The organism is Humibacter soli (assembly GCF_054779035.1).
In genome coordinates, this window is sequence record NZ_BAAGYX010000001.1 from 945,476 (window position 1) to 969,363 (window position 23,888).

22 protein-coding genes are annotated in these 23,888 nt (G+C 66.9%); 7 read left to right on the forward strand and 15 right to left on the reverse strand.

The genetic code is table 11. From position 1 onward, the window contains the following. Positions 1–31: 31 nt before the first annotated feature. Genes ACYVDN_RS04400 through dut form a run of 3 tightly spaced genes read right to left on the reverse strand, consistent with a single transcriptional unit; the run spans position 32 to position 1,886 of the window. Positions 32–814 carry a DUF3159 domain-containing protein gene (locus ACYVDN_RS04400; RefSeq protein ID WP_460568819.1) on the reverse strand — a complete coding sequence of 261 codons (783 nt, stop codon included), beginning with the start codon at positions 812–814 and terminating at the stop codon, positions 32–34. Between the two features lie 14 nt (positions 815–828). Further along, positions 829–1,431, reverse strand: a complete 603-nt coding sequence (locus tag ACYVDN_RS04405) for a DUF3710 domain-containing protein (RefSeq protein ID WP_460568821.1) — start codon at positions 1,429–1,431, stop codon at positions 829–831. Next, entirely contained in the window at positions 1,428–1,886 is a 459-nt protein-coding gene (dut, locus tag ACYVDN_RS04410; protein WP_460568823.1) for a dUTP diphosphatase, read from the reverse strand. Before dut ends, ACYVDN_RS04405 begins: the two co-directional genes overlap by 4 nt. Positions 1,887–1,924: 38 nt before the next feature. Here dut and ACYVDN_RS04415 point away from each other — a divergent pair, with 38 nt between their 5' ends. Further along, positions 1,925–2,392, forward strand: a complete 468-nt coding sequence (locus tag ACYVDN_RS04415; RefSeq protein ID WP_460568825.1) for a DUF3093 domain-containing protein — start codon at positions 1,925–1,927, stop codon at positions 2,390–2,392. A gap of 7 nt (positions 2,393–2,399) precedes the next feature. On the opposite strand, the gene ACYVDN_RS04420 is transcribed toward ACYVDN_RS04415, so the two are convergent. Then, positions 2,400–2,693, reverse strand: a complete 294-nt coding sequence (locus ACYVDN_RS04420) for a DUF4193 domain-containing protein (protein ID WP_170023872.1) — start codon at positions 2,691–2,693, stop codon at positions 2,400–2,402. Between the two features lie 215 nt (positions 2,694–2,908). On the opposite strand from ACYVDN_RS04420, the gene sepH reads away from it, so the two are divergent. Next, positions 2,909–3,961, forward strand: a complete 1,053-nt coding sequence (gene sepH / locus ACYVDN_RS04425) for a septation protein SepH (RefSeq protein ID WP_460568827.1) — start codon at positions 2,909–2,911, stop codon at positions 3,959–3,961. Positions 3,962–3,988: 27 nt separating this feature from the next. On the opposite strand, the gene ACYVDN_RS04430 is transcribed toward sepH, so the two are convergent. Beyond that, the gene (locus ACYVDN_RS04430; protein WP_460572244.1) at positions 3,989–5,128 is read right to left on the reverse strand and encodes an alkaline phosphatase family protein; all 1,140 of its coding nucleotides are present in this window, start codon (positions 5,126–5,128) and stop codon (positions 3,989–3,991) included. Positions 5,129–5,226: 98 nt separating this feature from the next. Here ACYVDN_RS04430 and ACYVDN_RS04435 point away from each other — a divergent pair, with 98 nt between their 5' ends. After that, positions 5,227–7,719: a DNA gyrase/topoisomerase IV subunit A gene (locus tag ACYVDN_RS04435; RefSeq protein ID WP_460568829.1), complete on the forward strand. Its 2,493-nt coding sequence runs from the start codon at positions 5,227–5,229 to the stop codon at positions 7,717–7,719. A 219-nt stretch (positions 7,720–7,938) separates the two neighbouring features. Here the strand turns inward: ACYVDN_RS04435 and ACYVDN_RS04440 are convergent, their stop codons facing one another. Further along, a complete protein-coding gene (locus ACYVDN_RS04440; protein ID WP_460568831.1) occupies positions 7,939–10,023 on the reverse strand; it encodes a DNA gyrase/topoisomerase IV subunit B in 2,085 nt (694 codons plus the stop codon). Positions 10,024–10,289: 266 nt separating this feature from the next. Here ACYVDN_RS04440 and ACYVDN_RS04445 point away from each other — a divergent pair, with 266 nt between their 5' ends. Next, on the forward strand, positions 10,290–10,532 hold the full coding sequence (locus ACYVDN_RS04445) for a DUF7455 domain-containing protein (protein WP_460568833.1): 243 nt from the start codon (positions 10,290–10,292) through the stop codon (positions 10,530–10,532). A gap of 78 nt (positions 10,533–10,610) precedes the next feature. Here ACYVDN_RS04445 and ACYVDN_RS04450 read toward each other — a convergent pair whose 3' ends face one another. After that, positions 10,611–11,594 (reverse strand): helix-turn-helix transcriptional regulator, encoded by a 984-nt coding sequence (locus ACYVDN_RS04450; protein WP_460568835.1) that lies wholly within the window; start codon positions 11,592–11,594, stop codon positions 10,611–10,613. A gap of 98 nt (positions 11,595–11,692) precedes the next feature. Here ACYVDN_RS04450 and ACYVDN_RS04455 point away from each other — a divergent pair, with 98 nt between their 5' ends. Continuing rightward, positions 11,693–12,091: a VOC family protein gene (locus ACYVDN_RS04455; protein WP_460568837.1), complete on the forward strand. Its 399-nt coding sequence runs from the start codon at positions 11,693–11,695 to the stop codon at positions 12,089–12,091. A gap of 25 nt (positions 12,092–12,116) precedes the next feature. Here ACYVDN_RS04455 and ACYVDN_RS04460 read toward each other — a convergent pair whose 3' ends face one another. The 8 genes from ACYVDN_RS04460 to ACYVDN_RS04495 form a co-directional block, all read right to left on the reverse strand. Then, on the reverse strand, positions 12,117–13,145 hold the full coding sequence (locus tag ACYVDN_RS04460; protein ID WP_460568839.1) for an ATP-grasp domain-containing protein: 1,029 nt from the start codon (positions 13,143–13,145) through the stop codon (positions 12,117–12,119). Next, positions 13,145–14,413 (reverse strand): aspartate aminotransferase family protein, encoded by a 1,269-nt coding sequence (gene ectB, locus ACYVDN_RS04465; RefSeq protein ID WP_460568841.1) that lies wholly within the window; start codon positions 14,411–14,413, stop codon positions 13,145–13,147. The genes ACYVDN_RS04460 and ectB overlap by 1 nt, the downstream gene beginning before the upstream one ends. Positions 14,414–14,491: 78 nt before the next feature. Beyond that, positions 14,492–15,541, reverse strand: coding sequence for an alanine racemase (locus ACYVDN_RS04470; protein ID WP_460568843.1), 1,050 nt, complete (start codon positions 15,539–15,541; stop codon positions 14,492–14,494). After that, positions 15,538–16,182: an alanine racemase gene (locus ACYVDN_RS04475; RefSeq protein WP_460568845.1), complete on the reverse strand. Its 645-nt coding sequence runs from the start codon at positions 16,180–16,182 to the stop codon at positions 15,538–15,540. The genes ACYVDN_RS04470 and ACYVDN_RS04475 overlap by 4 nt, the downstream gene beginning before the upstream one ends. Before the next feature lie 3 nt (positions 16,183–16,185). Next, positions 16,186–16,893 carry a coenzyme F420-0:L-glutamate ligase gene (locus ACYVDN_RS04480; RefSeq protein ID WP_460568847.1) on the reverse strand — a complete coding sequence of 236 codons (708 nt, stop codon included), beginning with the start codon at positions 16,891–16,893 and terminating at the stop codon, positions 16,186–16,188. Continuing rightward, a complete protein-coding gene (locus ACYVDN_RS04485; protein ID WP_460568849.1) occupies positions 16,886–18,262 on the reverse strand; it encodes an RNA polymerase sigma factor in 1,377 nt (458 codons plus the stop codon). The genes ACYVDN_RS04480 and ACYVDN_RS04485 overlap by 8 nt, the downstream gene beginning before the upstream one ends. Positions 18,263–18,515: 253 nt before the next feature. After that, on the reverse strand, positions 18,516–19,829 hold the full coding sequence (locus ACYVDN_RS04490; RefSeq protein WP_460568851.1) for an MFS transporter: 1,314 nt from the start codon (positions 19,827–19,829) through the stop codon (positions 18,516–18,518). 42 nt (positions 19,830–19,871) lie between these two features. After that, a complete protein-coding gene (locus ACYVDN_RS04495; RefSeq protein ID WP_460568853.1) occupies positions 19,872–20,798 on the reverse strand; it encodes a proteasome assembly chaperone family protein in 927 nt (308 codons plus the stop codon). A gap of 89 nt (positions 20,799–20,887) precedes the next feature. Here ACYVDN_RS04495 and ACYVDN_RS04500 point away from each other — a divergent pair, with 89 nt between their 5' ends. Beyond that, entirely contained in the window at positions 20,888–22,363 is a 1,476-nt protein-coding gene (locus ACYVDN_RS04500) for a leucyl aminopeptidase family protein (RefSeq protein WP_460568855.1), read from the forward strand. 104 nt (positions 22,364–22,467) lie between these two features. Next, positions 22,468–23,841, forward strand: a complete 1,374-nt coding sequence (lpdA, locus tag ACYVDN_RS04505; RefSeq protein ID WP_460568857.1) for a dihydrolipoyl dehydrogenase — start codon at positions 22,468–22,470, stop codon at positions 23,839–23,841. Positions 23,842–23,888 lie beyond the last annotated feature (47 nt).

The following is a 23,888-nucleotide window of genomic DNA, read 5'->3' on the forward strand; positions in this document are numbered from 1 at the left end:
ACCGCCGACGCGGTGGCTTGACGCCGATCGCTCAGTCATCCGAAGACTCGGCGGCCTTCTTCGGCGGGTAGACGGCCCGGGTGACGAGCCACGAGATCAGCACCAGCGTCGCGTAGAGCGGGAGGCCCATCGCGAGCTTCACGAAGCCCAGTGCGACCGTGAGACCGGCGAAATAGAGGGGAAGCTGCACAGCAAGACGCGCGACGAAGAGGGCGAGCCAGCACGCGGTCAGCATCTGCATCACCCGGTACTTGCTCTTGCTCTGCCGCCACGCGACGCCATCGCCCATCAGATAGCCGATGACGAGTCCGAGCAGCGGCCAGCGCACCAGCATCGAGATGAGCACTGCGAGGCCGTAGGCGGCGTCGATCAGGAACCCGAGTACGAAGTTGTTCGCGGCGTTTCCGGTCAGCAGCGCCAGGATGGCCGAGGCGGCGACACCGATCAGTCCTGCGACCGCCTGTGTCGCCTGCGTCTTCGTGAACACCCTGATCAGAGTGAAGACGAGCGCGACGGCAACGGATGCCCCGAGCGAGACGGGCATTGAAGCCTGCTGTGCCCATGGCTGCTGGATGCTCGTGAGGATGGTGAAGGGGATGAGGAAGAGCAGCCCGGGCAGGATCGTCTCGCAGAGCCCGCGAATGCCGCCCATGGCGGCGAAGAGAGCTCTGCCGGTCGGCGCGTCGGATCCGGAGAGGGCGCCGAGACCGGATTGGCTCGCCGCTCGCGCGATCGACGATGCCAGCGGATTCGCCTCCGCGTCATCCGGGGTTCGGTCGTCGTTCTCGGCTGCCACGTTGCTCTCGGCTGTCACGTCGTTCTCTGGTATCACGCGTCGTTCGGCGTCGCCGGCATGCGGAGCGGAATGAGGTCGCGCGGCGGCATCGGCTGGTTGCCGCGCACCACGACGACGCTGCGGAACAGGTCGTCGATCTCCTCGGCGGCGGCCGGGTCGATGGCGGCATCGCCGGCGATCACTCCGCGCAGGAACCACCGCGGGCCGTCGACACCGATGAACCGTGCGATGCGGGTCTCCCCGGGCACACCGGGCTGGGCGATCGGGATCTCCGCGACCAGCTCGGGACCGAAGACGCCGTCGCGTTCGCTCGTGCGGCCACCCTGGTGCTGGATCTGGTCCGCGATCTGCGCGCGGATCTCATGCCAGAGGCCGCTGGTGCGAGGAGCGGCGAAGGGCTGCACCTGCAGGGTCGACCCCGCAAGATCGAGGCCGACGGCGACGACCCTACCGGTCTCCTCCTCTACCTCGAGGCGAAGTTGAAGACCGTCGCGCGGCAGCACTTTCACACCGCCCAGGTCGATGTAGGGGCGCACCGGGTTCGCTTCGCTGTCGTCGAAAGGTCCGTCGACCTCTCGGTTCTCCGGTGCGGACTTCTCCCATTCCTCCTGGCCGGTGTCGCCTATGTCGCTCACGCGTGTTCTCCTGACTGCAGTGCGGTGTATCCCGTCGATCCGAATCCGGCTGCACCGCGTTCGCTCTCCGGGAGGTTCTCTACCGGAAGGAAGGCAGCTCTTGTCACGGGCATCACGATGAGCTGCGCGATCCTGTCGCCGACCGCGACCGCATACGGTGTCGTCGAGTCGGTGTTGAGCAGCGTCACGCGGATCTCTCCGCGGTAGCCGGCATCGACGGTGCCAGGCGAGTTCACGATCGTGATGCCGTGGCGCGCGGCGAGACCGCTGCGCGGAACGACGAAGGCCGCGTACCCGACAGGCAGGGCGATCGCGACGCCGGTGCCGATCGTCACCCGCTCACCGGGGGCGAGCGTGACGGCTTCGTTGGAGCACAGATCGGCCCCCGCGTCGTCGTCGTGGGCGTATCGAGGAGGCTCCAGCGCCGTGGTCAGCACGTCGACGGATTCGGTCACGTGTCGAGGGTAGTGCAGAACTCTGGTCGAATAGACCCATGACCGTGTACCGAGAGCGGCTGTGGGCCGCCCCCTGGCTGTTCGTTGCGACAGCGCTCGTTATCCCCGCAAGCATCATCGTTTTCGCGCCGATCAACATGACAGTCGGCATCATCTGCGCGATAGTGCTGTACGCGGCCTGCGTGCTCGGACTGGTCATCGGTTCCCCGACGATCGAGCTCACCGACGACGAGTTGCACGCCGGAAAGGCGCAGATCGAACGGCACTACCTCGGCGTTGCCCAGGCGTTCGAGGGCAGCGAGGCGAGCCTCCAGCGAGGTCGGCTGCTGGACGCTCGGGCGTGGTTGTTGATCAGAGGCTGGGCGACCGGTGTGGTGCGCATCCCGATCCTCGACGAGAACGACCCCGCGCCCTACTGGTTGCTCTCTACGCGGCACCCAACGGAGTTCGCCAGGGCCGTTAACGACAGAGCCGGCGACAATCTGCCGCCGGCTCCACTTTCCTGATCGTTCGTCAGGCCGCGCACTCCACGCAGATCGGCCCGAGCTTGGTCTCGTGATCGATCTGAGAGCGGTGCTTCACGAGGAAGCAGCTCACGCACGTGAACTCGTCGGCCTGCGGAGGCAGAACGACAACGTCGAGATCGAGGTCGGAGAGGTCGGCGCCGGGCAGCTCGAATCCACCGGGGTTGTCGGCATCGTCGACGTCAACGACCCCGGACATCTTGTCCGGAACCCGCTCCTTCAGCGCCTCGATCGACTCCGAGTCGTCGTCGGTCTTGCGGGGAGCGTCGTAATCGGTTGCCATGCCCATCCACTTCTCATCTAGCTGCTGCCGAAGAAATCGGCGGCCATAGTTTGCAACAAGCACCCTGGAATAGCAAACACGCCACGGTGCCTCTTTCCCCCAATGGGGTTGCGCAACCGATCAACTTCCGGCACGCCCCGCTTATTCCCGGGGTTTCGCCCTCTCCCATGGCAGGGTTGTCGACGAACGCAACCAGGTCGAAAGAGGCGTTTCGCATGCAGGATTTGAAGGTCATCGGCGTCGAGAGCGGCGCCTTGCTCGCCGTCAACGACAGTGGTGAGCGATTCCGCATCGCCATCGACGAGATGCTTCAGTCGAGACTGCGTCAGCTCAAGCCCGAACCTGTGAATGGACCGAAGGTCTCCCCACGTGAGATTCAGGCGCACATCCGCTCAGGGCTCTCGGCCGACGAGGTCGCGGAGCTGACGGGCGCGGCGATCGGCTACGTCGAGCGTTTCGAGGGCCCGATCATCGCCGAGCGCGAACACATCGTCGCCTCGGCCCTCTCGGTTCCCGTGCGCACAGGAGCGGACATCGACCCGCTGAGCGACGGCGACACCTTCGGCTCTGTCATCAGGGAGCGGCTCTCTGCGCTCGGAGCGAACAGCGAGCGCTGGACCAGCTGGAAGGAGCCGGAGGGCGGCTGGGTCGTCAAGCTGACCTTCGCGTCCGACGAGGTCGACCACGACGCCCGGTGGAGCTTCGAGCCTCGCAAGCTCGCCCTCGCACCGTCGAACGCCGATGCTCACACCCTCTCGCAGCAGGGTGAGCTGCAGACCGGGTTGATCCCGCGTCTGCGAGCCGTCGCCCCAGTGGTCGCCGTTCCCGACGAGTCGCGCTTCGACAGCGGAGCATTCACGTTCGACGACACTCCGTCTGCTGCCAGGGCGGAGTCGCCGGCGGCCCGCGGACCGCAGACGGCGAACAACTCCATCGCCGTTCAGGCCATCAAGCGTGCCGACGACGAGGAGCCTCGGGACGTTCATCAGACGGCCGACCTTCTCGAGGCCTTGCGGAAGCGCCGCGGCGAGCGAGAGGCCGCAGGGCTGAGGGACTCGGCACCCCAGGCCGTCGACATCCCTCTCGATACCTTCGACGGACCCGACGCAACCGGGATGACCGACGCTCCTGCAGCGCCGCAGCAGGCTGCACCCGCAGAGACAAGCACCACGACGGGCCCGGTTCGTGGCGCTAAGCGCGGTCGGCGATCGATGCCGAGCTGGGATGAGATCGTCTTCGGCGCCCGCACGGACGACGACCTGGCCTGAGCGCCGGCCCGGAGGGCCACCGAGGGGTCAGCGCTCGAAGTCGCCGAGTCCGATCAGCGGCACCTTCTGCTCTTCCGGCGTGAAGGATCCGTGCTGCCCGACCATGGTGCGTCCCCTGACGCCCTCTGGCGTGGAGTCGTAATAGGCGATCTTCGCCCTGGCCGCGACGAGCACGTCACCGATGCGCGGCGCCACAGCCGCGTCGACCGTCGGACCGAACCACCCGGCATCGATCGCCTCGGCGCGCGTGGCCACCCACGCGCGGTGGCCCTCTGCCTCCTGCCAGGCCATGGCAAGCGCGTCGGCCTGCTCCGCCGTCGCGCCCTTGCCGAAGTAGAGCTGGAGCATGCGCGGCTCGCCTCCGACGCGTTCGACACCCGCCGTGAGCTCAGGAACCGAGTCGTACACGACGTGCGACGTCGCGGGAATGTCGAGGATGCCGTGGTCTGCCGTCACGAACGCCCCTTCGCCGGACCGCAGGGAGCGAGCGAGGGATGTCATGACGGAGTCGAGTTGCTCGAGTGCGACGAGCCAGGCATCCGATTCCGAGCCGCGGGCATGGGCGGCCACGTCGAGCTCGGGAACGTAGAGATAGGCCAGTTGCCGGCCGCCGCGGTCGAAGAGTTCGCGCACCAGCTCGACACGTCGCTGCATGCTGTCGGCGCCGACGTAGTCGGCTCCGCGCAGTGCCGCTGCGGTGAAGGATGACGAGCGGTAGCGCTCAGGGCCGATGACGCTCGGCGTGACATCCTGCTCGCGCGCCTGGGTGAAGACCGTCTCGCACCGTTGCCAGGTCGCCGGGTCAGGGTCTCCGTTCCAGCCGCTGAGGTGGTTGAACACCCGACCGGTCCGCGGGTCGAGGGCGCGATAGCCGACGATGCCGTGTTCGCCGGGCATCCGCCCCGTGCACAGTGTGGTGATGGCGGCGGCCGTCGTGGTCGGCGAACCGCTGGTGATGGTCGTGGCCTTCGTGAGCCGCGGGGCGAGGAATCTCGCATGGCCCGCACGTGCTCGCAGCGCGTGGGCTCCGAGGCCGTCGACCACAACGACGACGGTCCGCGAGACGGGCGGAAGCTGGATGGCTCCGCGGGCTCCTGTGACCGTGGCGAGGCAACTCGTGAGAACGTCGGCCAGGCTCGTCGCCGTCGAGAATCCGGCCGGTAGCATTGTCCCCACCCGGCCAGTCTGACACACCGCAGTGTGTCGGATTCGGCGTGCGGGGAGCGTGGCAGACCACGCGAGATGGCCTTCTCGAGAATGCACGAATGAGCCCAGCAGACAACCGCAGAGCACGCAACACCCCTGCAGCCGAACCGGCGCCGGAGCGGATCGAAGACATCGACGTCTCGGCCGAGATGCAGAGCTCCTACCTCGAATACGCCTACTCGGTCATCTACTCACGGGCCCTGCCCGACGCCAGGGACGGCCTCAAGCCGGTTCAGCGCCGCATCCTCTACCAGATGAGCGAGATGGGCCTTCGCCCGGATCGCGCCCACGTGAAGTCGGCGCGCGTCACGGGTGAGGTGATGGGCAAGCTCCACCCGCACGGCGATTCAGCGATCTACGACGCTCTCGTGCGCATGGCGCAGGACTTCACGCTGCGCCTCCCCCTGATCGACGGGCACGGCAACTTCGGCTCACTCGACGATGGTCCGGCCGCCGCGCGGTACACCGAGGTGCGGCTCGCCGCAGCCGCGCTGACGATGACGGAGGGCATCGACGAGGACGAGGTCGACTTCGTCCCCAACTACGACAACCAGCTGATGCAGCCGGATGTACTGCCCTCCGCCATCCCCAACCTCCTCGTGAACGGTGCGAGCGGTATCGCCGTCGGCATGGCGACGAACATGGCGCCGCACAACCTGGTCGAGGTCGTCGGGGCTGCTCGGCACCTGCTGGATCATCCAGAGGCGTCTCTCGACGAGTTGATGGAGTTCGTGCCGGGACCTGATCTGCCGGGCGGCGGCATCATCGTCGGCCTCGACGGAGTGAAGGATGCCTACGCAACGGGCCGAGGAACGTTCCGAACGCGCGCGAAGGTCACGGTCGAGCCGATCACGGCCCGCAAGACGGGCCTCGTGGTCAGCGAGCTCCCCTACCTCGTCGGTCCGGAGAAGGTGATCGAGAAGATCAAGGACGGCGTCAACGCGAAGAAGCTGGCCGGCATCTCCGACGTCACCGATCTGAGCGACCGCAGTCGCGGCCTTCACCTGGTGATCGGCATCAAGACCGGGTTCAGCCCGCAGGCCGTTCTCGAGCAGCTCTACCGGTACACACCCCTCGAAGACGGCTTCGCCATCAACAACGTCGCTCTGGTCGACGGCAACCCGCGGACCCTCGGGCTGCGCGAGCTGCTGTCGGTGTACCTCGAGCACCGCATCAGCGTCGTCACCCGGCGCTCCAGGTACCGTCTCGCGCGTCGTCGCGAGCGTCTCCACCTGGTGGAGGGCCTCCTGATCGCGATCCTCGACATCGACGAGGTCATCCAGGTCATCCGCACCAGCGATGACAGCGATCAGGCGCGTTCCCGCCTGATGCAGGTCTTCGACCTCAGTCAGGTGCAGTCCGAGTACATCCTCGAGCTTCGCCTTCGTCGCCTGACGAAGTTCTCGCGCATCGAGCTCGAGGCCGAGCGCGACACGTTGATGGCCGAGATCGCGGAGCTCGAGGAGATCCTCGCGAGCGACGAGCGCATCAAGGGCGTCGTCTCCCAGGAGCTCGATGACGTCGCCGAACGATTCGGCACGCCGAGACGCACTCTGCTCACATCAGCGAAGCCGTCCCGTGCCACGACGGGCAGCAAGGCCGCGCAGCAGGCGCTCGAGATGGCCGACGTGCCGTGCCGCGTTTTCCTGTCCGCGACCGGACGGCTGGTGCGAGTCGACCTGGAGCCTGACGCGGAGGGCATCGCTCCTCGTATCACTCCCCCCGCGCGCCGGAGCAAACACGACGCCATCGCGTCGTCCGTCGCCACCACGAGCCGCACAGAACTGGGCGCTGTGACCAGTCATGGGCGCCTCGTGCGGTTCACCCCTGTGGATCTGCCGGCGGTCCCAGCGAACGCGGTGCAGCCAGCGGCCGGGGTTCGGTCGTCTGACTACATCGGGCTGACCGACAAGTCGGAGCGGGTGCTCGCACTCGTCACCTCGGATTCGTCCGTTCCGCTCACCCTCGGCACGGCGCAGGGCGTCGTGAAGCGCGTGACGCCGGGAGACTGGGCGAACCGCCCGGAGTTCGAGGTCATCGCCCTGAAGCCCGGAGACGCCGTTGTTGGGGCATGCGAGGCGTCCGACGACGACGAGCTGGTCCTCGTGACGACGGATGCCCAGCTTCTGCGCTTCGCCGCGTCATCCGTGCGCCCGCAAGGCAGGGGCGCGGGCGGCATGGCCGGCATCAAGCTTTCCGCCGGTGCGACCGCACTGTTCTTCGGGGCCGTGTCGAGCGGATCGGCGGATGACACCGTCGTCGTCACCGTCGCGACGAGCGAGAACACGCTGGCAGGGACCAACCCGGGATCGGGCAAGGTGTCGACCTTCGACGAGTTCCCGCCGAAGGGTCGCGCGACCGGCGGCGTGCGTGCTCAGCGCTTCCTGAAGGGCGAGGACGATTTGTCGCTCGCCTGGGTGGGCGTCTCCCCCGCTCTCGCCGTGGGGTCTGACGGTGCAGTGCGTGCGCTGCCCGAGCCCGGAGCGAAGCGCGACGCTTCCGGTCAGCCGCTCGACGGTGTCATCGCGGCGATCGGGCGTCAGGTCGGCTGAGAGCGTTCCCGCGGGCCCGTCCCACCGTGGGTTGAGGAGCACCCGCGAAGCGGGCGCGTCTCGAAACCGGTCGGCCCCGTGGGTCGGGTTTCGAGACGCGCGCCTGCGGCGGGCTCCTCAACCCACGGGGAGACGCGCGCCTGCGGCGGGCTCCTCAACCCACGGGGAGACGCGCGCCTGCGGCGGGCTCCTCAACCCACGGAGAGACGCGTCGCGCCGTCAGGCGTCGATGCGGTCGCGGCTCAGCTGGTCGCTGCCGGAGATGATGAACTCCTTGCGCGGGGCCACGTCGTTGCCCATCAGCACCTCGAAAACCTCGGCGGCGCGCTCGGCGTCGTCAACGCGCACCCTGCGAAGCAGCCGGTGGGCGCGGTCCATCGTCGTGGTCGCGAGCTGGTCGGCATCCATCTCGCCAAGGCCCTTGTAGCGCTGCGGCGGTTCCTGCCAACGCCTTCCGGCCTTCTTGAGGTTGCCGAGAACGGCATGCAGCTCCTGGTCGGAGTAGGTGTAGATCGTCTCGTTGGGCTTGGAGCCTGGATTGATCGCGATCACCCTGTGCAGCGGTGGCACAGCGGCGAAGACCCTGCCCGCCTCGATCATCGGCCGCATGTATCGGAAGAACAGCGTGAGCAGCAGCGTGCGGATGTGGGCACCGTCGACATCCGCGTCGCTCATGATGATGACCTTGCCGTAGCGGGCGGAGTCGAGGTCGAACGTGCGCCCCGAGCCCGCGCCGATCACCTGGATGATCGAGGCGCACTCAGCGTTGGAGAGCATGTCGGAGATCGATGCCTTCTGCACGTTGAGGATCTTGCCGCGGATCGGCAGAAGCGCCTGGTGCTCGCTGTCGCGCGCTCGGCGCGCGGTGCCGAGCGCCGAGTCGCCCTCCACGATGAACAGCTCGCTGTGAGCGACGTCGGTCGAACGGCAGTCCACCAGCTTGGGCGGCAGCGAGGATGTCTCCAGCGCGTTCTTGCGACGCTGCGTCTCTTTGTGGGCTCGGGCCGAGATACGCGACTTCATCTCGGAGACGACCTTGTCGAGCAGCAGCGAGGACTGCGCCTTGTCGTCACGCTTGGTCGAAGCGAAGCGAGCGGCGAGGCCATCGGCGACCACCTTGGACACGATGGCGCGCACCGCGGGGGTGCCGAGCACCTCCTTGGTCTGGCCCTCGAACTGCGGCTCTGGCAGCCTCACGGTGAGAACGCCGGTGAGGCCGGCAAGGATGTCGTCCTTCTCCAGCTTCTCGTTGGCGGTCACCTTCAGGCGGCGCGCGTTCTGCTCCACCTGCTGGCGGAAGAACTTCATCACGCCCTGGTCGAAGCCCGCCTGGTGACTTCCGCCCTTGGGTGTTGCGATGATGTTGACGAAGCTTCTGAGCACGGTGTCGTAACCGGTGCCCCAGCGAAGTGCGACATCCACCTCGCACTCGCGGTTCACCTCGGTCGGGACCATCGCACCGGAGTCGTTCAGCACGGGAACCGTCTCGACGAACGCGCCAGTACCGCCGAGACGCCAGGTCTCGGTGATCGCCGTATCGGGGGCGAGGTAGTCGGCGAACTCGCTGATTCCGCCCTCGTAGACGAAGTCGGTGCGCTCTGCCGCGTCGCCGCGGGCATCCGTCAGCGCGATCGTGAGACCGGGAACCAAGAACGCCGTCTGACGGGCCCGCCCGATCAGATCGTCGGCGCTGAACTCGACGTTCTTGCCGAAGATCTGCTTGTCGGCCCAGTAGCGGATGCGTGTTCCCGTGACACCCTTCGCGACCTTGCCGACGACCCGCAGTTCGCTGCCCGACTCGAACGGCCGGAACGGCGAGTCCGGACTCGGCACGCCGGAGTCGTCGAAGACGCCCGGCTCTCCGCGGTGAAACGACATGGCCCAGGTCTTGCCGTCGCGGTCGACCTCGACGTCGAGACGCTCCGAGAGCGCATTGACGACGGATGCCCCCACGCCGTGCAGACCGCCGGACGACGAGTACGAGCCTGAGCCGAACTTGCCGCCTGCGTGGAGCTTGGTGAAGACGACCTCGACACCGGTGAGTCCCGTCTTGGGCTCGATGTCGACGGGGATGCCTCGGGCCCTGTCGCGCACCTCGATGCTCTCGTCGGGGTGCAGCATCACGTCGATCGCCGTGCCGAATCCGGCAAGCGCCTCGTCGACGGAGTTGTCGATGATCTCCCACAGGCAGTGCATCAGGCCCCGCGCGTCGGTCGAGCCGATGTACATGCCGGGGCGCTTTCGCACGGCCTCGAGCCCCTCGAGCACCGAAAGGTGTCTGGCGGAGTAGTCGTTCGTCGCCACGCGTGTCTCCAGTCGTCGTTCTGCCGGTCATCCCTCGCGATGCCGTGGTCTGGTGGAAACGGCGGCCGCCGGGAATCGGGCGTCTTTCAGACTATCCGGCGTGCGGGGGCCCTCCGCGCACCGACACCCTTCGGTGGATGTCTGGGGTCGATCGCCCTACGCGGACAGCGAACTGCGCGTCGAATGAAGCATGCTCACGGGGCCGACGTGCTTGTATTGAGGACAACAACGAGCCACGGGTTCGGGTCATCAGAAAGGAGCTCAGCATGTCGAATTACGCAAGCCACGTCGCCACCCCCGGTGCCGAAGAGCTCCCCACCGGCCCGTCGCTGACTGCGGCGGACCGCTGCGACGCCTGTGGCGCACAGGCCTATGTGCGTGTGACCGTGAACGACAGCGAGCTGCTGTTCTGCGCACACCACGCGAAGAAGCACCACGAGAAGCTCTCCAGCATCGCGACCAGCTGGCACGACGAGACGGCGCGACTGCTCGAAGATCAGCGCGCCTGATCCGTCACCTCAAGAAGGGCGGCCGCACGGAGTTCCGTGTTGCCGCCCTTTTGTGTGTCTGTCGGTTCTCTGTGCCCGTCAGCTTTCGCCGATGGATGCCGCGACACTCAGGCGCGCGGCGACATCGGAGAGGAGCGTCCTGAGTTCAGCGGGGCCGTCCACCAGCACAGGACACCCGAGCGAGACGATGACGGACGGCAGCCAGTCGAGGCGATCGGCGTGGATCTCCACGCGATGCCACTGCTGCTCTGCTCCGGGGATCGCAAACGGCTCGATCACGGCGACGCTCGCGGGAAGCCGGGCGCGAAGAGCGGCTTCGTCGATCTGCGCGCGAAGCACGACTCTCCAGACGCGCTCCGACCGGGCGAAGCCGTCGACCAGCGCCCGCACGGTCTCTGCCGCACCCGATCTGGCGACGGGGGCGAGCACGCCCGGCAGCCGCCTCGCACTGCGGATGCGGTCCACCCGGAAGGTGCGCTCGGCCTCGGCGTCGATGTCGTCGGCCGTCAGGTACCACCGGCCCGCAGACGAGATGAGGTCTTTCGGATGAAGCGTCCTGGGCGTCGCGACACCGTGCTGCGAGCCGTAGCGGACGGCAAGCGGGTGATGGTGTGCCACCGCGTCGGCCACCGTCAGCAGAACGTCGGCGTCCGGGATCGCTCCTGGGTCTCCCTCATCGAACGCCGTCGCGTGCAGCAAAGTGTCGAGCTTGCGAGCCGTCTCGGCAGGCAGCGCGCGTCGCACCTTCGACATGGCGGTCTGCACCGCCGTCGGATGCGCACCAGGCGATGAGTGGGCGCGGAGCAGGCCGAGCACGACGGCGAGTGCTTCATCGCTGCTGAGCATCAATGGCGGCATGCGGAAGCCCGCCGCCAGGCGGTATCCCCCGTATCGACCGCGAAGCGACTCGACCGGTATCTCCAGCTCGCGCAGCTGGTCGATGTAGCGCCGCACCGTGCGTTCGTCGACATCGAGGTCATCGGAGAGCTCCCTCAGCGTGCGCGAACCGGCGGACTCGAGCAGTTCGAGCAGCCGCAGCACGCGCGATGTCGTTCCACCCATCTCCCTAGTATCGACGATTACTGGACAGAATCTGTCCAGTATCTCTCGTACCGTGATGAAGGCGGCACAGCGCCGTCATCCACAGACAGGAGATGCTTATGGAATTCGCTGCAACCCGGATCTTCACGAACGACGTCGACGCTCTGGTCGAGTTCTACGAACGCATCACCGGGCTGAGGACGACCCGCCCGCATCCGCTGTTCGCCGAGCTGCGCACCGCCTCGGGAACACTGGCGATCGCAAGCACGAAGACCGTGCAACTCCTCGGCGAGGGAACGGCAGAGGCGGGGGCGAATCGCACGGTCGCGTTCGACTTCCTCGTCGAGGACGTCGACTTCACCTATCAGGCGCTCAGCAGCACGATCGAGACGTTCATCAACGAGCCGACCGACATGCCATGGGGAAATCGCTCGCTGCTGCTCCGTGACCCCGACGGCAACCTCGTCAACCTGTTCACGCCCAAGTCTGCCGACGCCCGGGATCGCTTCGAGCGTTGACCCGCGTCGTTTCAGAAGCCTCGGCTCAGAAGTCCATCAGCTCGCGGAAGTGCGGCAGTGACCCCGTACGGATGCCGGTCGCACTCGGCTTGTTCTCGTACGCGCCAGGCATCCAGTTGCCCTCGACGATGATCGGGCCGTTGGGCGTGACGACGACGTCCCATCCGATGTAGCGGATCTCCGGGACGACGCCGCTCACCTCCGTAGCGAGCGCGAGAACGGCGTCGGTCATCGGCAGCGTGAAGTCGACGATCGACTTTCCGGTGCCTGGATGATCGGCGTAGATGTGCTGGTGGGAACCGTAGCCCGGCCCCTTGGAGTGTCCGCTCTCGTCGAGCAGCGTGAAGAATCCGCCGAACGCCTGCTGGTCGCTCGCGCCCTTGCCAACACCGAACTTCTGGGCGAACGAGAGCAGGTGAACCGCACCTGCGTCATCCCGGAACGTCGTGACACGTGTCGTGTTGACGATGTCGGGGCTGACCTCGACGAGGGCAGGATGCTGCACGATGTACTCCTCGAGCAACGTCTGCCCCTTCCCGAGGAGCTCGGCGCGGAACGCGGCCCAGTCCTCGATCTCGGCGGCCTCGTAGCGAGAGACGCCGTAGCCCGAGTTGCTGACAGGCACCTTGCCGATGACGACGCCCTTGCGGGTCACGAACTCGCGGAGCTCGTCGACCGTCGTCGGCTCCACCTCGAACCACTCTCGACCGAGGTAATTGTCGAAGACGCGATTGAACTCGATCTTGTTCTCGAACCTCTCGCGGAAGGCCGCGGCGTCGTAGCGAAGCGCGAGGTGGTTCGAGATCGCGTTCGTCATGTAGGTCGCGCGCTCGGCGCGGGTGAGGATGGCGAAGTCCCAGTCGACGTAATCCTGGAAGCCCGTGTCGCGGAAGCCGGCGTACCAGAGCATGTCGGTGAAGACGGCGGGCGCCCACTTGTGGTGCTGCTTGCCGACCTCTTTCGCTCTACGCCAGACGCTGGGCAGGTCGAGGGCTCGGAAGCGCTCACCGAAGTAGTCCAGCCGTGACCGCAGGCTGAGGCTCTTGCGGGCCATCAGGTGAGCTTCGCGATCGTCGCGTCGACCGCGGCGTCGATGATGTCGAGCCCCCTGCTCAGCGTGTTCTGGTCGTCGTCGACGAGGGCGGGCATGAGCTTCAGCACCTCGTTGCGTGGCCCGGAGGTCTCGACGATCAGGCCATTCGCGAACGCTTCGCGTGACACCGCCTGTGCGATGCCGGAGCCCGGCTTGCCGACCAGACCGCGGAGCAGACCTCGCCCCCTCGTGGTGAGGTGGTCGGGGTGCTTCGCGACGATGGCTTCGAGGCGGCTCGCAGCGAAGGCCGCGCGACGGTGGATGGCCGGCGAGAACTCCGGGTCGCCCCAGAACGTCTCGATAGCGGCGGCAGCACCCACGAACGCGACGTTGTTGCCACGGAAGGTTCCGCTGTGCACGCCCGGCTTCCAGACATCCAGCTCGGGCTTCAGAAGCACGAGCGACATCGGGAACCCGTAGCCGGACAGGGACTTCGAGAGGGTCACGATGTCGGGAACGATGCCTGCGGCCTCGAAGCTGAAGAAGTCGCCGCTTCGCCCGATGCCGATCTGGATCTCGTCGACGATGAGCAGGATGCTCTTCTCGGCGCACAGCGCGGCCAACGACTGGAGCCACTCGATGCGCGCGACGTTGACGCCGCCCTCGCCCTGCACGGTCTCGACGATGACCGCCGCCGGGAAGTCGAGTCCGCTTCCCGGGTCCTCGAGCAGGGTGCGAAGCTGAGCGACCGTGTCCGTCGTGCCGTCGAAGTATCCGTCATACGGGTGGAACGTCACATCGCCGAGGGACACTCCCGCGGCTGCCCTGAACTTGTCATTGGCGGTCGCGGCGAGTGCACCGAGCGAGACTCCGTGGAATCCGTGGGTGAACGCGACGACGGAGCTGCGTCCGGTCACCTGTCGTGCGAGCTTGAGCGCGGCCTCGACGGCGTTGGTTCCGGTCGGCCCGGTGAAGTGGAGACGGTACGGCAGCTGTCGCGGCTGAAGGATGACGTCGCGGAACGACTCGAGGAAGCGCTTCTTGGCACCCGTCGCCATGTCGAGCGAGTGCTGGATGTGGTCGGCGGCGAGGTACTCGATGACCTGTTCCTTGATGAGCGGGTTGTTGTGCCCGTAGTTCAGCGCGCCGGCGCCGCAGAAGAAGTCGATGTACTCATTGCCGTCTTCGTCCCAGATCAGCGAGCCACGCGCTCGGTCGAAGATCACCGGGAACGACCGGATGTAGCTCCTGACCTCTGATTCCAGTTCGGAGAAAACAGTGAGATCCACGTATGCGCCTTCCTTGAATGGCAGGGATTTCGGCCGATGGCCGGATCGCGGCGGGCCAGCGTTCATTCTATCGGGGGTCTATCCGGCAGCCGTCTCCACGTACCGGCGCGGGACGCGGGCGGGGATGCCCGTCAGAATCTCGTCGCCGATCGTGTCCGCCCAGCCGGCCCAGTCGGTGGGCGTCGGTTCTCCCTGGAACCCGGGGCCGAAGAGGATGACCGGATCGCCGATTCGCACGTCGTGCGCGTCGTCGATGACGCTGCCGTCGACACCGATCTCTCGCAGACGACGCCTGCGCCCACGCACCAACACGGATGCCCGTGTCACCGCCTTCGACGGCAGGCCGTCGCCCCAGCCGGCGGCGATCCTCGCTGTGGAACCGTCTGTGCTCGTCACGACGGTCGACAGCGTCATCGGCGGGACGACGCCGATGTCCTCAGGGCTGCGGTCGTCGAACGGCGACACCCCGTAGGCGGCGATGCCGAACCGCACGATGTCGAAGCGGGCGGCGGGCATCCTGATGCCGGCTGAGCTCGCAGCAAGATGGATGAGCTCAGGATGGATGCCCCGCGATGCCGCAACAGCGATGGCCTCGTGGAAGCGCACGAGAGCCTGCTCGTCGTCGGCGACCGATGCATCGGCGAGGTGCGACCAGATCGCGCGAATGTGCACGGCGCCATCCCGTTCCGCAGCCAGCGCGGAGTCCAGCAGAGCAGGCCATTCGGTTTCGGTGGCGCCGTTGCGGTGCAGCCCGGTGTCGATCTTCAGATGCACCTGAAGCGGTGACCGCGGTCGTGAGGCGACCGCCGCGAGCAGCTCGTCGACCGTGGAGATGCCCACGTCGATCCGGCGGCGGGCCGCCTCGGCGAAGTCAGCCCCAGAACCGTGCAGCCAGGCGAACAGTGGAGCCTCGATGCCCGCGTCGCGCAGCCGGAGACCCGCGGAGATCTCGAGCACGCCCAGCCAGGTAGCGCCTGCCTCCAATGCGGGGCCGGCGAGCTGCATCATGCCGTGCCCATAGGCATCCGCTTTCAGCATCGCCATGACGGGGGTCGGCGCCGCGAGACGCCCTAGAAGACGTAGGTTCGACCGGAACACGTCGAGATCGATGGTGGCGACGGCGCTCACGATGCCGTCCAGACGCGCTCGAACCGGACGCCCAATCGTGTCGTCAGCTCCAGCGGACCGAAGCCCGATGCATCAGCCCATTCGAGTGGCGTCGGCGCACCATCCGGCGCTCCCCACAGGACGACGTCGTCACCGGGCCGAGCCAAGTCATCGCCGAGATCGACCATGAACTGGTCCATCGCCACACGCCCGGCCAGCACGCGCCGGCCGCCGCGGAGCAGAACGTGCGCCTTGTTCGACCCCGCCCGGGGAACGCCGTCGGCGTAGCCCAGGCCCACCAAAGCCAGATTCGAGTCCGAGGCGACCCGGTAGGTGTAGCCGTAGGAGACCGCGCTCCCTGCAGGCACCCGCTTGCATGCGACGACCTCGCCCGTGACCGTCATGACGGGGACAGTGCCCGGCGCAGTGCCATACACGGCCTCCGCGATCACGTCGTCGGGAAGTCCGGTTCGAGCGTCTGCGTCGGAACGGATGAACCGCTCGATGCCGTGCTCGCCGGCCATCCCTACGATCTCGTCGGCTCCGTGTCCGTATGCGTCGGCACGAAGGTCGAGCAGCACGTCGCGCGAGCCGCGCTCCGACACGACGGAGTCAAGGGCGTCGTGCAGGGTCGCGCGCGAGAGCGTGATCCGTCTGCGCATTCGTCAGCTTGCCCGCACGATCCCCATCGGCGTGCTCTGCGTGCCCTGCCCGAGCGGGTTGTCGCCCAGGATGCGCACGAGTTCCGCGTCGCGCTTCGAGCCGAGCGTCGAGCCAAGGATGTTGCCGCCGAGGTCGTTGATGTCGACGATGGCGACATCCGCTCCTCCCAGCGCGGCACTGAGCTCCGCCGCCACCTTTTTCGGCTGCGCGGGAGCCAGAACGACCTGCGAATCATACGGAGGGATGGTGCCCTCCGTCGGCCCGTCGATGCCGCGCGCCTTCGGACCCGCGATGCGGTAGAAGTCGCCCTTGCGGCCCAGCTTCTTCGTCACGGCGGCGACGGCAGCGGCGAGCAGGATCCTCGGGGTCCCGCACTCGCGCAGCGCCATCTCCATCGTCTCGGGCATGCCGAGGCCGATGCCGTGCGGTGTCTTCTGCACGTAGCGCGACAGCGTGACCGCGAGCTTGCGCGGCTCGATGTCGTCGATCGGATACGAGCGTCCCTGAGTGATACCGACGATCTTCTCGGTCACGAACAGCACGTCGCCGCTCTTCAACTCGGGACGCGCTGCGGCGGTCACCACGGCGACGAGGTCGTCGCCCGTGACCACCAGCGGCGTCTTGATCGGGATGCGCTGATACTCGATGCCGTCGACGGCGATGGTCAGCTCCTTGCCGGCATTCGCGCTCGGCCGCGCCGTCTCACTCAAGGTAGTCCCGCAGCGACTGCGAACGGGACGGGTGCCGCAGCTTGGCCATCGTCTTCGACTCGATCTGACGGATGCGCTCGCGCGTCACCCCGAACGTGTCGCCGATCTGGTCGAGTGTCTTGGGCATGCCGTCACCGAGCCCGAAGCGCATGCGGATGACCCCCGCCTCGCGCTCCGAGAGCGAGTCGAGCAGGCTCTCGAGCTGCTTCTGCAGCATCGTGAAACCGACAGCGTCCGCAGGCACGACAGCCTCGGTGTCTTCGATCAGGTCACCGAACTCGCTGTCGCCGTCCTCGCCGAGAGGGGTGTGCAGCGAGATCGGCTCACGGCCGTACTTCTGCACCTCGATGACCTTCTCAGGGGTCATGTCGAGTTCCTTCGAGAGCTCCTCTGGCGTGGGCTCGCGACCGAGGTCCTGCAGCATCTGTCGCTGCACCCTGGCGAGCTTGTTGATGACCTCGACCATGTGCACCGGGATGCGGATGGTACGGGCCTGGTCGGCCATGGCGCGCGTGATCGCCTGACGGATCCACCACGTCGCATACGTGGAGAACTTGAAGCCCTTCGTGTAGTCGAACTTCTCGACGGCACGGATCAGGCCGAGGTTTCCCTCCTGGATCAGGTCGAGGAACTGCATGCCGCGACCCGTGTAGCGCTTCGCAAGCGACACCACGAGGCGCAGGTTCGCACCGAGAAGGTGGCTCTTCGCACGCTGGCCGTCGCGAGCGACCCATCCGAGGTCGCGGCCCAGCTGCGACCTCTTCTCCTGGTCGGTCATCGCGCCGAGCTTCTCTTCGGCGAACAGGCCCGCCTCGATCCGCATCGCCAGCTCGACCTCTTCGGCCGCGTTCAGCAGCGCGACCTTTCCGATCTGCTTCAGGTAGTCCTTCACCGGGTCGGCGGTCGCACCGGTGATCTGCGCCGAATAGACCGGCACATCGTCTTCCTCGTCGGCCGCGCGCAGCACGATGGCTCCTGTCGGGAGCACCTCGGCCTTCGCCGCATCGGACTCCGAGTCATCCGCGTCGGAGTCGGTCGACGCCTTCGCGTCATCGGCTCCCGCCGCGACCTCTTCAACCACCTCGACGGCGGCGTCGTCGAGCTCTTCGGTCTCGAGGTCTTCCGGCTCGTCGTCGATGTCGTCGTCTTCTGCCTTGGACGCCTTCGACGGCGACGCCTTGGTGGCCGCCTTCGAAGGGGACGCCTTGCTCGTCGCCCTCGTCGCGGTCTTCGCCGGCGCCTTGCTCGCAGTCTTCGCCTTGGCAGCGGTCGCCTTCGACGCGCTGCTTCGCGGGGTCGCGGACTTCTTGTCCACGGTCGTCGTGGGCTCCTCTACGGTGCTTCGGGCTTCAGCCGCTTTGGTTGCCATGGAGTTCACCTTCCAGCCCTCGCGTCATGAGCACGCGCAACGGTACAGATGACGAGGGTTCGGGTCGCTTTCGGACACTATGAGGACCCATGTCAAGTCCGGCGCTGTGAACTGCGTTTCCACCCGGCCTCGAGAGGCCGAACGAACACGCCGTGCAGGTACGGAGATGAACGGGTCCAGTCATCGATTATTACACGGCCCGGGCGCCGATCGCGCATCGCCGCCTTCGTATCACTCCGCTCAGTGTCACTTCTCAGCTGCGGCCCCGATTCCACCGTGCAACCAATGCAACCCACAAAGGCCCCACTTCTATTCCCTCGTCGTCGAGAAGACGCTTACGTGTTCGGCGACGGGCCGACAACAGGAAGAGCACGCCGATGCCGACGATGACGTACTGGATGGCGAATGCGATCTTGAATCCGTCGAGGGTGTAAAGCCCGGTCGAAGCGAGATGACTGCGCCAGTCGAGGAGCACGCCGATCAGATAGATCATGACGAAGCTCGCGGCGAATCCGCCGACGTTCACGAACCCGTTCGCCGAGCCCAGCGCGTGAAGGGGGTTCGTCGTGCGCGCGAAGTCGAACCCGATGAGCGACCCCGGTCCCCCGGCGCCGATCACGACCAGCAGCAGAACGACGAGCCAGACAGGCGGAGTACCGGGCCAGAGCAGCAGAAGGCCCCAGACGACGGCCATCGCCGCGACGATCGTCAGCACGATGTTGCTCCTCCGCAGAGGGAAACGTGCCGTCAGGATGCCCAACACGGGTCCGATGACCAGTGCGGCCCCGACGATGATCGTGAGCATCCACGAGGCTTCGGCCGGCGTGTAGCCGAGTGCGAACACCATGAAGGGGAAGCCCCACATCAGGGCGAACACGGTTCCCGAGGACTGAGTGACGAAATGGGACCAGAACCCGAGCTGCGTGCCGGGCCGGGCGATGCTGACCCCCAGTTGACGCAGCGACTGAGGCCACGATGCGTGGCGTCTTTCCCCCTCGGCGCCCGCCGGACTGTTGTGTACGACGGCGATGATGCCTGCACATGCCGCAAGCGCGACTCCCGCCGCCGATGCGAACGCGACCGTCCAGCCGGATTCGTGCAGGAGGAAGGCGAACGGCACGGCCGAAAGCACCTGTCCGAGCTGGCCGATGTTGCCGACCCATTGGGAGAGCTGAGGCACGATCCTTCCGCTGAACCATGAGTTCACCAGCCTGATGAGGCAGGTGAAGATCATCGCGTCCCCTGCCCCGACGAGCACCCGACCCGCGACCGCGACCCCGAGCAGGTCGGAGAACGCGACGACCAACTGTCCTGCCGCCATCAACGCCGTGCCCGTGATCATGAGGATGCGCGGTCCGATGCGATCGATCAGCACGCCCACCGGGATTTGCATGGCGGCGTACACCACAAGCTGCAGCACAGCGAGGGTCGAGAGCAGCGAGGCGTTCGAGTGGAAGCGCTCCGTCGCCGACACGCCGGCGACGCCGATGGTGGTGCGTTGCATCACCGCGACGAGATAGCCGAACACGCCGACCGCGAAGACCAGCCAGGCGCGTACGGAGTTCACGCTCCTACGCTACGGGGCGATCGAGAGCCCGGTCGCTCGGGCTCAGTGACTCTGTTGGTCGTCGTCGCCCTTGCGGCGATACGCGAGGAAGTTCTCCAGCTCGGCCGCGATCTCGTCCGCGGAAGGCAGGCCGCCGTCTCCATGGGTCAGCGGCGACTTCAGCGGGCTGTCCTGCATGTAGGTGTCATGACGCTGCTCGAGAGCGCCGACGAGGCGCTCGAGCTCCGGGTTGTTCGAGACCTGTTCGTCGATGTTGGCGATGAACTCCCGGTCTTCCTCCCGCAGCTTGTCGGTAGGGAAGATCAGTCCCGTGACCGAGCTGATGTTCTCGATAGCCGCGACCGCCGCCGCCGGGTACTCGGTGTCCCCGAGATAGTGCGGAACGAGCAGAACGAATCCCACCGTCGATGCACCGACCTCCTGCAGGCGGTACTCGATGAGGTGCATCGCCGTCGCGGGTGCCTGCGTCGTCGGCCGCCATACCGACATCGACTCGGCGAGTCCCTCTCGGTTGCCGCTGACGGTGACCCCGATCGGCCGTGTGTGCGGAACCGGCATCGGGATGGCGTGCACCCAGATGGTGGAGCGCACCTTCAGCAGTGAGACCAGGTCGAGAACAGCGGTGCTGAATCGCTCCCACTGGAAGTCGGGCTCGTAGCCGGTGAGCAGAAGGAACTGCTGGCCGACCTCGTCGCGCACCAGGTACAGGCTCAACTGCGACGGCTGGTAGTCGCTGATGTGGTCTTGATCGAACGTGATGATCGGGCGTCGCGCGCGGTAGTCGAGCAACGCATCCGCATCGAATCGCACGATTTCCTCTGCGTCGAGGCGCTCGGTGAGATAAGTGCTGAGTTGCGAGACGGCATTGCCTGCGTCGGCGAATCCGGTCAGACCGGCCACGAGATACAGCCCGGTCGGCACCGTCTCCAGTGCTGTCCGGACGTCGTAGAGGTCGCGCGGGTCCTGCATGAGTTCAATGCTAGCCAGGCTGCCCCGGCCGCCCGGGAGGCCCGGTCATGCCCACAGCGAACACCGTCGAGGCACGTACGATTCTTGGCATGCCCGTACCTTCCCTCGCGCTCGCACCCGTTCGTCCTTCCTCCACTCCGGGTGACCGGCTCGCACTCTTCGTGGCGTCGGGATCAGACGGACCCGTCGTGCTCGGTCGCGAGGTCGATCGCGCGCTCCTCGCCGAACTCAAGGTCACGGGAGCGGCCGACCAGGCGGTTCGGCTGCCCGGTGGGGTGCTGGACGACGCACCCGTCATCCTCTCGGGCATCGGCGGCGTGCGGAACGCTGCGGCGCTGAGGGCGGCTGCGGGGGTCGCGTCGCGTGCCGCCGTCGGCGACACGAGGCTGATCATCGACGTCGGTGTCGCGGATGACGCGGAGTTGACCGCACTTCTGGAGGGTGCGGCGCTCGGTGGCTACTCCTTCATCGGCCGCCCGCAGCACGGAAGCGACTCGTCGCCCGTGTCGGAGGTCGTGGTCATCGGGTCGTCCGATGGCTCGGAGGCGCTCGTCGAGCGGGCGTCGGTCGTCGCCGACGCGGTCCGGCTCAGCCGCGACCTCGCGAACACTCCCCCGTCGCACCAGGGCCCAGCCGACCTCGCCAGGTCTGCTGTCGAGGCCGCGGCGGACCTGCCGGTCGATGTGAAGATCTGGGATGAACGGGAGCTCGCCGAAGGAGGATTCGGCGGCATCCTCGGCGTGGGCAGCGGGTCTGTGCGACCGCCGCGCCTCGTGCGGGTGGACTACGCACCGGCGAACGCGAAGGGACACGTCGCGCTGGTGGGCAAGGGCATCACGTTCGACTCAGGCGGGCTCTCGCTCAAGCCGCCGGTGCCGATGGTGGGCATGAAGTACGACATGGCAGGGGCAGCGTCGGTGCTCGCGGTCGTCATCGCGGCCGCGCGCCTCGCTCTCCCGGTGAGAGTCACTGGCTGGCTGTGCATCGCGGAGAACCTGCCCTCCGGCTCGGCGATCCGTCCCAACGATGTGCTGACGATCCGCGGCGGAACGACCGTCGAGGTTCTCAACACCGATGCGGAAGGCCGCCTGGTGCTCGCCGACGGGCTGCGGGCAGCCGCGGAGGAGCATCCGGATGCCATCGTCGACCTCGCGACCCTCACCGGGGCGGAAATGGTCGCGCTCGGCACGAGGTACTCCGCCGTGATGGGCGACGACGCTCTGGTCGAGCGTCTGAGGGACGCGGCGGATGACGCGGGCGAGCTGCTCTGGCCGATGCCCCTCCCCGGCGAGCTGCGCGCGACGCTGAAGACCGAGGTCGCCGACATTGCGAACGCGAACCCCGGCAACACGGCAGGTGGCATGCTGCTCGCCGGCGTGTTCCTCCGGGACTTCATCGGCAAGGTCTCCGATGAGCCGGGCGCGCAGACGATTCCGTGGGCGCATCTCGACGTCGCCGGCTCTGCGCAGAACTTCGGCGCGCCGTACGGATACGCGGGCAAGGGAGCGACCGGCGTGCTTGTGCGCACGCTCATCGGGATGACCGAGCAGTTCCGAGCGCAGTAGTAAGGTCGTATGGGCAGGAACCGCCTGCCTGAGGACGGCCGCCTGCAGTGACAAACATGCGCTCCGGCGGTGACGTTCCACATCCCGACCCGAGGAGCGAATGGGTGTCTGAGCAGAACTTCGACGTTGTTGTTCTCGGCGGGGGTAGCGGGGGTTACGCGGCGGCATTGCGCGCGAGCCAGCTCGGCTTCTCCGTCGCGATGATCGAGAAGGACAAGGTCGGAGGCACCTGCCTCCACCGCGGTTGCATACCGACCAAGGCTCTGCTGCACTCAGCCGAGATCGCGGACTCCTCTCGTGAGTCGGCGAAGTTCGGCGTCACCACGACGTTCGAGGGCATCGACATCGCCGCGGTCACCGCGTTCCGCGAGGGTGTCGTCGCGAAGAAGTACAAGGGTCTCCAGGGCCTGGTGAAGGCCCGCGGCATCACGACGGTCGAAGGCGAGGGGCGGCTGGTCTCTCCCACCACGGTGCGCGTCGGGGACGACGACTACGTCGGCAAGAACGTGATCCTCGCGACGGGCTCATACTCCCGGTCGCTTCCCGGCCTCGAGATCGGCGGCCGCGTGATCACGAGTGAGCAGGCGCTCGAGCTCGACTTCGTGCCCAAGAAGGTCGCCGTGCTCGGCGGCGGCGTGATCGGCGTCGAATTCGCCAGCGTGTGGAAGTCCTTCGGCTCCGAGGTGACCATCATCGAGGCGCTCCCCCACCTCGTACCGAACGAGGACGAGTCGATCAGCAAGTCGCTCGAGCGGGCATTCCGTCGCCGCGGCATCGACTTCCGTCTCGGTCTGAGGTTCCAGAGCGTGACGCAGAACGACGAGGGCGTCGTCGTGACGCTCGAGAACGGCGACACCGTCGAGGCGGAGCTTCTGCTGGTGGCCGTCGGACGCGGACCCGTAACAGCCGGGCTCGGATACGAGGAGGCCGGCGTCACCATCGACCGCGGCTTCGTGATCACCAATGACCGACTTGAGACCAGTGTGCCCGGCGTCTACGCCGTCGGCGACATCGTTCCCGGCCTGCAGCTCGCACACCGCGGTTTCCAGCAGGGCGTCTTCGTGGCCGAGGAGATCGCGGGCATGAACCCGATCGTGGTCGAGGACGTGAACATCCCGAAGGTCACCTACTGCGAGCCGGAGGTCGCTTCGATCGGCCTCAGCCAGGGACGGGCGCAGGCGCAGTACGGTGCAGAGAACGTCACGGCGTACGACTACAGCCTCGCCGGAAACGGCAAGAGCGAGATCCTGGGCACCACCGGTTCTGTGAAGGTCGTGCGGGTCAACGACGGGCCCATCGTCGGTGTGCACATGATCGGCGACCGCGTCGGCGAGCTCATCGGCGAGGCGCAGCTCGCAGTGAACTGGGAGGCGTACCCAGAAGACATCGCGCCGTTCATCCACGCGCACCCGACCCAGAACGAGTCGCTCGGCGAAGCGTTCCTCTATCTCGCAGGCAAGCCGCTCCACACGCTCTGATCGACGAGCGCGAACAGGCTGCTGCAATAAGCTTTCGTAACGAATCA